This window comes from Streptomyces sp. UF-297 (assembly GCF_058245575.1).
In genome coordinates this window covers 1-10,723 of sequence record NZ_JBSIBZ010000156.1, presented here as the reverse complement: position 1 = coordinate 10,723, position 10,723 = coordinate 1, and the positions used below count along the sequence as shown (strand labels likewise).

General features: G+C 72.7%; 13 protein-coding genes. 3 read left to right on the top strand and 10 right to left on the bottom strand.

Annotation, left to right across the window (positions count from 1 at the left end; translation table 11 throughout):
* Positions 1-184: 184 nt before the first annotated feature.
* Together AC4IJH_RS42320 and AC4IJH_RS42315 are read left to right on the top strand one after the other, a co-directional pair.
* Entirely contained in the window at positions 185-547 is a 363-nt protein-coding gene (locus AC4IJH_RS42320) for a hypothetical protein (protein ID WP_490857371.1), read from the top strand.
* A 3-nt stretch (positions 548-550) separates the two neighbouring features.
* Positions 551-1,270: an HNH endonuclease gene (locus tag AC4IJH_RS42315; RefSeq protein WP_490857370.1), complete on the top strand. Its 720-nt coding sequence runs from the start codon at positions 551-553 to the stop codon at positions 1,268-1,270.
* A gap of 487 nt (positions 1,271-1,757) precedes the next feature.
* Here AC4IJH_RS42315 and AC4IJH_RS42310 read toward each other — a convergent pair whose 3' ends face one another.
* The 4 genes from AC4IJH_RS42310 to AC4IJH_RS42295 form a co-directional block, all read right to left on the bottom strand.
* Entirely contained in the window at positions 1,758-2,903 is a 1,146-nt protein-coding gene (locus AC4IJH_RS42310) for a hypothetical protein (RefSeq protein WP_490857369.1), read from the bottom strand.
* A 50-nt stretch (positions 2,904-2,953) separates the two neighbouring features.
* Positions 2,954-5,029: a DUF6884 domain-containing protein gene (locus tag AC4IJH_RS42305; RefSeq protein ID WP_490857368.1), complete on the bottom strand. Its 2,076-nt coding sequence runs from the start codon at positions 5,027-5,029 to the stop codon at positions 2,954-2,956.
* 427 nt (positions 5,030-5,456) lie between these two features.
* Positions 5,457-5,660, bottom strand: coding sequence for a hypothetical protein (locus AC4IJH_RS42300; RefSeq protein ID WP_490857367.1), 204 nt, complete (start codon positions 5,658-5,660; stop codon positions 5,457-5,459).
* Between the two features lie 298 nt (positions 5,661-5,958).
* Positions 5,959-7,059 (bottom strand): site-specific integrase, encoded by a 1,101-nt coding sequence (locus tag AC4IJH_RS42295; RefSeq protein WP_490857366.1) that lies wholly within the window; start codon positions 7,057-7,059, stop codon positions 5,959-5,961.
* A 151-nt stretch (positions 7,060-7,210) separates the two neighbouring features.
* On the opposite strand from AC4IJH_RS42295, the gene AC4IJH_RS42290 reads away from it, so the two are divergent.
* Positions 7,211-7,405 carry a hypothetical protein gene (locus AC4IJH_RS42290; protein ID WP_490857365.1) on the top strand — a complete coding sequence of 65 codons (195 nt, stop codon included), beginning with the start codon at positions 7,211-7,213 and terminating at the stop codon, positions 7,403-7,405.
* 11 nt (positions 7,406-7,416) lie between these two features.
* Here AC4IJH_RS42290 and AC4IJH_RS42285 read toward each other — a convergent pair whose 3' ends face one another.
* The 6 genes from AC4IJH_RS42285 to AC4IJH_RS42260 all read right to left on the bottom strand — a co-directional run bounded on the left by AC4IJH_RS42285 (position 7,417) and on the right by AC4IJH_RS42260 (position 10,664).
* A complete protein-coding gene (locus AC4IJH_RS42285; RefSeq protein ID WP_490857364.1) occupies positions 7,417-7,836 on the bottom strand; it encodes a hypothetical protein in 420 nt (139 codons plus the stop codon).
* A gap of 440 nt (positions 7,837-8,276) precedes the next feature.
* Positions 8,277-8,450, bottom strand: coding sequence for a hypothetical protein (locus tag AC4IJH_RS42280; protein WP_490857363.1), 174 nt, complete (start codon positions 8,448-8,450; stop codon positions 8,277-8,279).
* Between the two features lie 244 nt (positions 8,451-8,694).
* Positions 8,695-8,877, bottom strand: coding sequence for a hypothetical protein (locus AC4IJH_RS42275; RefSeq protein ID WP_490857362.1), 183 nt, complete (start codon positions 8,875-8,877; stop codon positions 8,695-8,697).
* Positions 8,878-9,005: 128 nt separating this feature from the next.
* Positions 9,006-9,344, bottom strand: a complete 339-nt coding sequence (locus tag AC4IJH_RS42270; RefSeq protein ID WP_490857361.1) for a hypothetical protein — start codon at positions 9,342-9,344, stop codon at positions 9,006-9,008.
* Positions 9,345-9,354: 10 nt separating this feature from the next.
* On the bottom strand, positions 9,355-9,639 hold the full coding sequence (locus AC4IJH_RS42265) for a hypothetical protein (RefSeq protein ID WP_490857360.1): 285 nt from the start codon (positions 9,637-9,639) through the stop codon (positions 9,355-9,357).
* Positions 9,640-9,743: 104 nt separating this feature from the next.
* Positions 9,744-10,664, bottom strand: coding sequence for a plasmid pRiA4b ORF-3 family protein (locus AC4IJH_RS42260; RefSeq protein ID WP_490857359.1), 921 nt, complete (start codon positions 10,662-10,664; stop codon positions 9,744-9,746).
* Positions 10,665-10,723 lie beyond the last annotated feature (59 nt).

Sequence of the window (10,723 nt, the reverse complement as noted above, 5' to 3'; positions counted from 1 at the left end):
CCCCCCCCCCCCCCCCCCCCCCCCCCCCCCCCGCCCGGAGGCGGAAGTGGTCCCGTTAGGGCGAGCAACTGGCGCTGCCGGCCGGATCGCGGCCGCGCGATGCACGCGGCCGGTGTGTGGCGGCGGAGTGAGGTGCCGGGAAACCCCTGCCGGACGACGGCGATTCGCCTCTACCATGAGCCCCATGACCTCACAGCGAAACAATCGCCTTCAGCAGCGTCGCCAGGAGCTCCGGGAACAGCAGAAGAACGAACTCAAGGCGCTCACTGCCTTCGACAAGCTGCTGGAGGCGGAGGAAACGGCCCGGAGTGCGACAGCGCGGCACGTCGCGGACTTCGTGGCCTCCTACGGCGCCGACCGCGCCGCGATGGTCTTCGGCCTGGAGACGAAGGAAGTGGCGGCGTACGTGAAGCTCGCAGCTGCCAGCGACAGCACAGAGCAGACGGAAGAGCCTGAGCTGAGCTCGGACTCGTCCAACTCTGCGCCGGGCGCAAGTGGCAGTGTGCCGGGTCAGTCCGTGCCGGAGCGCGCGGACGCAAGCGTGTAAACCATGCCCACGGTTCCCGAAGCGGTCCGCCCGCCGGCTGACCGGCCTCCGCGGGCGGATGCGGACGAGTGGGCCCGGATGCGGCCGCGACTGGTGGTCACGTCCCACTGCTGGATCTACGTGGGGGCACTGGCCGATGACGGATACGGCAGATTCTGGGCACCTCCGCGGGTCAAGGAGACGCGGTCGGAAGTGGTGCGGCCGTCACGGTGGATGTGGGCGGCTCACTACGGCCCCATACCGGCCTCGTGTGTGGTGCGCCACGAATGTGACCGATCCATCTGCGCGCGGCCGCAGTGCCTGCTGCTGGGTGACCAGTCGGAGAATCTCCTCGACGCGAGTCGCCGCGATCGGATCACGCACATGGGGCGGGTCGGCAAGGCTGACCGCCGCGGCACCTATCGGGCGGCCCTCGCGATCCGTACGGCGGTCCTGGAGGCGGTGGCAGACGGCGTGTACGATCCGGACGCGCTCGCCGCGGTGGTGACGGCGGCTCAGCTGGCCGGTGACCCCTACGGCGAGCACGGGCGCCTCTTCCAGCCGGACGACCTAACGGGTCCACCGACTGGTTCCGTTAGGTCGTCCGGTGGGGTGGCCGGACGTTCCGCCGGGACGGCGGCGAGCCGCCCGGAGCGCTCGGCGGGTCCGGCGCCATCGCGGCAGCAGGAGCTCCCCCTCGATCCCGGGCGGTCGGATGCTCAGCTCACGCTGTGGGAGGAGTGACGGCGGCCGACAACCGGCACAGCTCCAATCCCTCTCCCGTAGCTGGCCTCCTCGTCGGCACCGTGACCGGTCTGCAGACGGCCGGTCACGGGCCATGTAAACCGCCCGCCATGGCCGCTGCGGCCGTGCCGCCGGAGTGCTGCTGACGACAACGGGGATCACTCTTACTGCGCTGACTCGTCCTCAGCCATAGACCGCACGCCACGACGATGCGGGCGGCCGTATGGGCTGGCGCGCGTATGCCACCTGCACCCCCGCCGGGAGCAACCCCTCCGCCTCGGCTTTTCCTCGTCACGGCCGTCACCACCCGAGACTCCGCGCCGGTGTTGCTGTCCACGGCCCGCGGCCGAGTACGGTGCCGCACGCGAAGCGAGCTCAGCCGCGGGGTTCTTGCCGGGGGTCCAGGGGGCGGCGCCCCCTGGGGTGGGCGGTCCAGCGCGCCCTCGGCGCTGGCGGGGGTGCGGGGGCTGGCCCCCGCGCAGTTGGCTTACTCCGTCGTGGCTTTTGTGGGCTGCTTCTCGGTGTTGGCTAGCTCGGCGAGCTGGGTACGCAGCTGCTCCACCAGTTCCAGCGCCGTCGTCTCGCGCCGGAGCGCGTTTGCCTCGCGGGTGGCGGTGTCATCCGCACGCTTGGTCTCGTTCTTGCCGAGCGTGCGGGCGGCATTGAGGTCTTCCGCCCAGCGTTCGCGCTCCTCCGTGCGCTCGCGTGCGATCCGCTCGTGGTCGTCCTGGAGCTGCTCGGCGCGCTGCTCGGCGATGGCCTTTGCTGCCTCCGCGTCCGTGAGTTTCTGGCGCATGGTCGCGAGCGCCTGCTCTGCGCCGCGCTCGATGGCCTTGGCCTGGTCCAGCTTCTCCTGGGCCTGGTCCTCGGCCTGCCGGGCCTTCTCCCTGGCCTCGGCGATCTGCTCGTCTGCGTGCTGCTGAGCGGCTTCGCGCGCCTGCCGGATCTGCTCGGCAGCCTCGGCCTGGATGCGTGCGGTCTCCTGCTCAGTCGTGGCCTGGGCCTGCTCGATGCGCCGGGTGGCTGTGGCCTCGATCGCCGTAATGCGGACGGTGGTGTCCTCCCGCAGCTCTTCCAGCTCGGCGCGGAAGGTGGCGGCCTCGCCACGGGCCTGCTCGGCTGCGTCGTGATCCTGCTGGGCTTGGGCGATGGCCTCGTTGGCGGCGGCCTCGGCTTCTTCCTTCTCCGCCTCGGCCTCATCGGCCCGTGCCATGGCCTTGGCCTTCTCCGCTGCGGCATGCGCGATTTTCTCGGCGGCCTCGGTCTGGACGGTTTCGATCTGGGCGGCGGCCGCGCCGGGGTCGCTGAGGGTGCTCAGCTGCTCGGCGATCTGCCCGAACTGCTCTTGCAGCTGCACGGCGAGGGACTGGACGGTGGGCAGCAGATCGCGGGTGCGGCGCTCGGACAGCGTCACGGGGCGGCCGGTGTCCTCGGTCACGGGCTCGCCGGTGGCCTCGGCTGACAGCTTCTTGAGTCGCTGCCGTTCCTTGAACGCGCTCGCTTTGGTGTGGGCCGGGTTGCTGCAGAATCCTGACGGCCGTCCTGGTCCCTGGGACTTCGCCGGTGGTTCGCAGCATCCGGGGTAGCGGCAGGTGGTCTCGTCCGCCGTGGCCTGGGTGGTCTGCTCGGTCATGATCTGGGGGCTCCTGGGTCGGTAGTCAGCGGCGGTGGGGCGGGCGGCGGTCATGCCGCGGTAGCGAGCTGCGGGCGGGTGAGGGTGGCGAGTCGGGCGCGATGCTCGCCGATACCGCGGCTGCCGGCGAGCGGGGTCTGAGCGTGGGGCCAGACGGCCCGCGCGGCGGCCGCGTAGGCGGCTCCGGCGAGGATCGTCACGGTAGCGGTGTCGGCAAGGCCCAGGCGGGCGGCCTGGTCGCGGAGCTCAGCGACGGTGATGCACCCGGGCTCGCCCATCCGCACGTCGTACGGCGCGATCACCTGATTCGGTGTCACCAGCCCGTACCGGGCGCTGAGGATGAGCACGGTGCCGCCCTGGGCGGTGAGCGCGTCGGCGGCCCGGCGGCACGCGGCGTGGTAGCTGCCGGTGTAGAGCTCGCCGGCGGGCGCCGGGCGGCCCAGCTTGCCCGCGGAGCACGGGATGACCACCAGCGGCCCGGCAAGGGCCCCTGCAGGCCGCTGAGGGGCGTCCTCGGGCCCGGCGGGGAACAGGGTGAGCTGCACGGCCGGGCGGGGCTCCTCGGGCGTCCTGGCGGGCGCCGTGCGGGCCGGGGCGGCGGGGTGCTCGCCGCGGCCGAAGCGCAGGTGGTCGGCGAGCGTCCAATAGATCCAGTAGCGATAGCGCGACGGGTCGAACTGGTTCAGGGCGATCACCTCGTGTGCGCAGTAGTCCACGCGCATCTCCGCCAGCGGCGTCCGCAGGATGCGACGGGAGCCGCGCGGGCGCCAGGACACGCACCGGCGGCCGATCGACACGATCTCCCCGCTGTGGCCGTGCTTGCGGCGGTAGCGGCGGCTCTGGTCCACGTACTCGATCCGGGTCCCCGGCCCGATGATGCCGGGGCCCGCGGCGCTGATGGCCAATTGCTCGCCTGCCGTGACCTCGGCGAGCGTGGGCGCGACGGCGGCCGCGGCGCCTGTCACGGTCGGAGCAGGGCCCTGGCGGACCGCGGTGCGCTTGGTGGGCTCGTCGGCGCCGGGCGTGACGCTGGCGGCCGGGGCGAGGATCCGGGCCAGTTCCGGATCGAGGCGGTCCCGCGGGATGGTGACGTGGGTGGTGCCGACGGGGAAGCGCTCGGCGGCCGGGCGGCGGGGTGGGCGGCGCTGCCGTACGCGACGGGTGTGCACGGCCTCGACGGGGAACAGCTGGGCCTGCTCGTCCACGGAGCGGCGGATCTCCTTGATCCGCGCCGCAGCGAACGCGGCCGTCTCGTCCTCGGCGGGCTCAGCGTCCGCCACCGTCACCGCGTCGGGTGTGACGCTGTCTGCAGCGGTGGACGGGGAGTTGGGGGTGGCAACGGCCGGCCTCGCGGTCTTCGCGGCCACGGTGGACTCCGGCTCGGCGGATGCCGTCACATCCTCGGGTGTGACGTTCTCGGCGGCGGGCGGCTCCTGCGCGGCTGCGGGGGTGCTGATGTCGTCCTCGGCGGGCGCCGGCTGGGCGGGCTCCTCGCCCTTGAACTGGCGGCCTTCGCTCATCAGCGGGTAGCGGCGCCGGTCTGCGGCGGTGAGGCCAAAGGTGTTGTCGGCGGCGGCCCATTCGAGCACGCCTGCGCGGCGGGCGCGGCGGCACAGCGCCAGCGCGGTCCGGCCCTGGTCCGTCAGAGCAAAGCGCCGGGCGCGGGGGCCGGCGGCATAGACGGCGAGGTAGCCGGCGAGCCACAACGCGATGACGCGGCCGCGGGCGACCCGCTTATTGACGTCCCACCGGTCCGAGACCACGTCCAGGCCCCAGAAACCGTCGTCGAACTCGCGCAGCTTGTCGTCCTTGGCCCAGCGGAGCACGGTGTCCTGTGCGCTGGAGAGGCCGTGTGCGGCGGCCTGCTCGATTTCCTCGGCCGTCGGGAGGTCGTCGGCGAGGCGGTGGCGCTCCTCGTAGTGCTCCAGCGCGGCCAGGTACGCCTCGCCGTGGTCGTCGTAGTCGCGGCTGACGCGGATGGGGTTGCCGGTGCACCGGGTGCAGTCCACGGCCCAGCGGTCTCCGCGGATCTGGGAGGCGAGCTCGATCGACAGGCCCCGCGGCAGCAACAGGCCGTGGGCCGGGGGGAGTTCCGTCATCTGGTGCCGTGCGCCGGTCTGCAGCATTCCCGTTTCCCTCTCTCGCCTCTCCCGTGCCGCCTTACGTTTAGTATCGTACCCAAAAACCAAACCAAACTAAACCTAATGACGAAACTAAACTAAACCAATTTGAGGGGTGTCACGGCTTGCCGTGACATGCACTGACCTGCGAAAACGCCCTAGGGCCCCCTCCGTAACCAAATCGGAGGGGGCCCTAGGGCGCGGTATGGAGTTGTCGCGGTGTGGAGGTGGTGCTGCGTCACGGCCGGGGCTGTGACGGTCGCCGGGGCGGGGCGCTATCCCGTCCGGCGGTCGCCGGGGCCGACTCCGGAGGGGTCCGGGCGGATGGCGGTCCGGCGTCTGCGACGGTAGCAGTCCCCGCGCCCCGCCGGGGCCAACTCGCGCCGGAGGCGCGGCCGTTCGCCGGATCGGGGGACGGCCCGGGGCCGGCGGCCTACCTGGTGGCCTGCGTGCCGAGTGTGCCGCGCTCGCGGAGCTCGGCCAGCTCGTCCAGGAGCCGGACCCTGGGGCGGGGGCCGTCGCGGCGGTCGGCCTCGGCGGCCCGTACGCGGTCACGGCTGGCCGTGACGGCGGCCGCGGGTTCGGCGGCCTGGGGCTGGGGGCCGTGGCCGAGTCGTCGGCGGCGCGGGGTGGACATGGCGCTCATCGTACTGACGGGGCGCCAGCGGGCCCCGGATGGGCCCGAATCGGGCTCCGGCGCGCTGACCTGGGGTGTTACATCTATACCTACAGATGTGCGGCAAGCTGGAGCGTCGCGCCGTGGGCCAGGCGACCGCCTTAACGCACGTTTCCGCGATCTTGGCCGTCGGGCCGCCGCCACTGGAAGAGCGGCCTTTAACCCGCATCTCTGCGGTCGGTTTCCGGCCGCTGACCTGGGCGGGCGCCCTTAACCCACGTTTTTGCGATCTTGGCCGTCGTGCCGCCGGTCCGGCCGGCTACAGGCCCATGCGGTAGCGGGGGTTGGCCTCGTCCCAAATCCCGTCCTCGTCGAAGTAGTTGGCCACTGCCTTGGAGCCGTCCACCCATCCGCCTTCGCGGCACACGGCGATCATGTCGGCGCCCCGGTCTCGGGCCTCCTTCGCGAAGCCCCGTCGTAGGGAGTGGCTGGTGAAGCGGGCCGGGAGGTCGGGCAGGAGATCGTGCGGGGGTGCGGCGAGTCCGGCGAGCTGGGCGGCGCGCTCGACGATTTCGCCGATGCCCTCGGGCGTCATCCGCCCCGACGGGTCGCCGATCTCCACCCCGTGGCGGGTCATGCGGTGCGCGATGTGGCCGTGGCGGTTGATCCGCAGGAACATCGGGCCGCGCGGCAGGCGGCCGTGCTCGATCAGGCACTGGCGCCAGGCGCGGAGCGCGCGCACGGGGCAGGTCTGGGGGTGGCTGCCGTAGGGGATGCCGTGCGCTCCCTCCTTGTTGACCTTGGGGCGGTAGAGCTCGTGCTCCAATCCGGCCTCCACCTCGGCGGAGTCCTCCCAGTTCAACAGGCTGCCCTCGCTGCGACGGGCGGCGAGGGAGAACCCGATCAGGAGCGCGGCGCGGTCACGGATGCCGATGGCGGTGTTCGGCTGGGCACCGCTCATCTTGCGCAGGATCTCCGGGGTGGCGGCCGCGGCCCGGCGCCTGCGGCCGCGGGGGTCGCCGGCCTCCTTCAGCTCCCTCTCATAGCCGCGCAGTACGAGGATCGCCCCGGTGGTACCGGGCGGCTGCAGCCCGGCGGCGTGGTGGGCGACGGCGATGGACGCCATGGCCCGTTCGATGGAGGCGGGCTTGTAGGGGCGGCCGGTGCGCGGGCGGGGCGTCACGGTGAGGGCGGTGACGTATTCGGTGAGCGTGTCGTCCGCGCACGGCAGCGGGCAGAACCGCGCCGCGGCCGCCCACTGCTCGAAGCGGACCCAGTCGCCGGCGTAGCCGCGGCGGGTCTCGGCGGGGATGCCGGCCTCGACGGCGGCGCGGGCCGCGGGCGAGAGTCCGGCGCGGGCGGCCGCCGCGGGGGTGCTTCCGTTAGGTGCTCTTCGTGCCAGCTGATGATGGTTCGTCACCCTCGTCCCCTCGTCGCGGTTCTGGCTCTTGGTAAGGCAACTTAACAAGAGCCAGACTGGGCGGGCGGTCTGAGTAGCCGTACGGATGACACGGCCGCGCCGGGACAGGCACACTGGCCGCTACCGCGCCGCAGCCCTGAACGGGGGACCGATGGACCTGCACCCGCCCGCCCTGGCCGACACCGATGCGCTGTCCCGCGAGTGGATCCGCTGGGTGGACTCGCTCGGCAACTGGCCGGGCTCTTCCTGGGTGATCGGCGCCGCCCTGGCCGCGTGGTTCGGCCGGGGCCTGTTCTACCGCGGGTACCTCGCGCTGCGCGGCGAGCACCCCAACGACCGCCCGTGACACGGCCTGGGTCAGAGTCGGGCGGTGGCCACGTAAGAGTGGTCCGGGCCGTCACCTCCGGCGACGGCCGTCCAGCCGTTCTGGCGCGGCAGGGCGCCGTGTTCGGAGAGGTAGGTGGGCATCCACGCCTGCGCGTCGCGCTCCACCGTGTGCAGCAGAGCCGTACCGGGCGGAAACATCCGGTCGGCCACGGCCATCACCACCCGCAGGGCCTCGGCCATCGAGGGGATCTCGGTCACACGCGCGTGCATGCTCTCCGGGGTGCCGTGCCCCATCACCGTGACCTGCCAGTGTCGGCCGGTGCGTACGTAGTCGGCGAGCGCCTTTGGGGCGCCGGCCATCTTCTCGTGCGCCGCGGTCGCCGTGTCAGCCGATGGGCCGGTCAGCGTCACCAGTACCCCGGGGTACGCCTCGACGTGGCCCTCTGACACCGGCCCCAGATCCCGCGCCTGGCGCGGCTTGTTCGCTTTGTACCGTCCCATAATGGATTCAACGATCCGTACCGCAACAGGGCTTTCGTCCAGCCAGGGAGTGTCCCCGTGGGCGGGAGGGTCCGGCGGCCAAGATCGCAAAGGTGCGGGTTAAGGTGCCCCGCCGGGCGGCGCCGACTGCTGGTGCTGGTGCCCGGGGCCGCTGCTACCGCAAGGCCGGAGGGGCCCGCGGAGCAACGGCACGTACCGCCCGGCGGCCGGGGGCCGGCCGGTTCCCCGGCGACTCGTCCGGGGCAGGCGTTGGGGCGTAGAGTTCTATACGTGGCCTAGGCCATGAGACGCGATCACCCCCGGCGCGATACCGGGGGTGACCTTTCGTGGTGGGAGCGATTCCGCCAACCCGCGCCCTCCGGTGTTACCGCACCGGGGGGCGCAGTGCGCTACAGCAAGTCGTCGAGGCCGAGGACCTCGGCGATGACCTGGCCGGCCGCGGACCCGGTGAACCGGGCCACAAGTCCGGCGCCGCCCTGCTTGCGCGCTGCCGGCGGGGCTCCCTGCCGGTCCTGCTCGCCCTCGTCGGGCGGCTCTTCTTCCTTGTCATCAGAACCGGGCATGGGTGCTCCTCCTGACATGCGGCGTGAGGACGTACGGGAGGTCCCCGTAGGCCCTTCCGCCGCATGCGCTGACGGAGAAGTCCGCGAACAGCCTATTGCAGGGCCGCTGTTGGCGTTTCCGCGCATGCACTTCTTCGACAACCTGCAGCTGGCGGCCGCCGATGACGGACCGGCCGGAGAGGCGGCCCGTCACCTGCTGTCGGCCTGGGGCGGCGCCTGCCCACGGGGTGAGCGGCCCCGGGGCTCAAGCCACGGGGCCGCTGCGGTGGCAGGCGGGGCACACCCATGCCCGGCCCAGGATCCGGATGTACGCGGTGTCCGGGTGGTCCGGGCACCGCAGCTCGCCTGAGTCCCCGGAGTGCTGCACGGGGGCGGGCTTGAGCAGGAACGGCTCCGCCCAGCGCCGCCCGTCGTCATCCCGCTCCATCGCCGTCCCCGTTCTCGCCCTCGGCCTCGGGGTCCGGCTCGGGCTCCGGTGGCGGAGTGGGCGGGGCTCCTGCGCCGCCGCGCGGCAGTGTCCGCTGGTCCGCAGGGTCCGCCGGTGCGGCCGCCGCGTCAACCCCGCCCCGTACTAGGCCTGTCGGCGTCGGGGATCGGTACCGCGCGGTCGCTGGCCGGGGCGGTGGGGCGGCATCCCACTCTCAGGCCCGGGTGCGGCCACCACACGGTGCGGCTGGTGGCGGAGGTGCCGCCACCCAGCGTGATCGCCACCTGATAGGCGGTGCGGCCGTCGGGATAGTCATGGCGAGCATCGACGACCGCCCAGCGCCATTCGCCGTCATCGGTGAGTACCCACAGCGCCGGGCGGTCGGCGTAGCTCCAGCACCACACCCGCGGGGGCGGCCCGTCCTCCGGGCGCCACGGCGACGCCTGCGCTGCCACAACTTCGCTCACGCGTTCTATTTTACGCCGGGGGCAGCTGGGCGGGGTCGATGCCCTGGGCCCGCGCGATGGCGATGAGGAGCGTCTCCATGCGGTCGAGCCGCTCGTCGATGCCGTCGAGCCGGCCGGTGATCGTGCATTCGCCGGGGGCGCCGACCGCGTTGGCAAGCGAGTCGATGTTCCCGAACGCGGTGGTCTGCTGCTCGCTGATCTGCTCCAGCTTGCTGGAGAGGTCGGCCAGGGTGCGGCCGGTGCGGAAGGCCTCCGCCTCCAGGTCGTGCAACCGCTTGTCCGTCTCGTTCGCCATGGCGTCCATGGTGGCAGATGCCCGGCGGCCGGACGGCGGGTCCGGTGCTCCGGCTTCCGTCACTGCCCGGGGCGTGACGACCGGCGACGCCGGGGGCACGACCGTCATGCCTGGCCCCGGTGACGATCACGCGCCTGGGGAACCAAAGGCCCGTCGCCTCCGCGCAGGGCCCGCAGGACCAGGGGGCGGGACATGGCGCCGCGTACGCGCTCGGCGAGTTTGTTGGCGCTGGCGCCGGTGGCCTGCTGTTCGGCCCGCAGGGCGGCGCCGAGAATCTCGCGGGCCTCCTCCACGGCGTCCAGGGCGGCGAGTACGGCGTCGGCGGCCTCGGTGACGCCGGGCACCTCGGTCAACGCGTTGACCAGCTCGGCGGCGGGCTCCGGCGGCGGGTCGTCCGCCGCGCCGCCGGGATAGTCAAGCTCTTGACCGGCCGGGGCACCGGGGTACGGGGCGGGGGCTCGCACCGGCCGCTGCCAGGGGGCGGGCAGGTGGTAGCGCTGGCTGGGGTCGGCGAAGTCGCGGTTGGCCTCGTCCTTGTCGAACGCCTTGGGGTCGTATTTGTGCAGGCCCCTCTCGCGCAGTTCCTGGTAGCGCCAGCCCTTGCGGTGGCGCTGGATGCGGAGCAGGTGGTGGTAGCCCTCGGGGCCGCCGCAGTCCTCGGGCGGGCAGGCGCGGGCGCCGGCGCTGCAGCGCGGGTAGGCGGTGCGCGGAGCGGGCTTGTGGATCTTCTCCACCTCGATGCGGTGCTGCCAGTGATCACCGAAGTCGTACAGGTAGGAGGCGGTGCCGCCCACCTTGGGCAGCAGTTCGCCGACGCTGACGGTGTCGGCGTCGATGCCCTGGTGGCCGTACTCCTCCCAGCCGCAGGACAGTTGCCACAGGTGGGCGTCGTCCCAGCCCATGGCGACCTGGACGACGGCATGCAGTCCGGACAGCGGGGTGTCGGAGGACAGATGCACGCGCCGCCACACCACGGGGGCAAGGCCCAGCAGGCTGATCCGGAGTTGGTGGACGGTCTCGGTCACGGCCGTCACCGTAGCTGCGGGCGGGCCGCCCGTTCCACCGGCCGGTCAACGCGTTGACC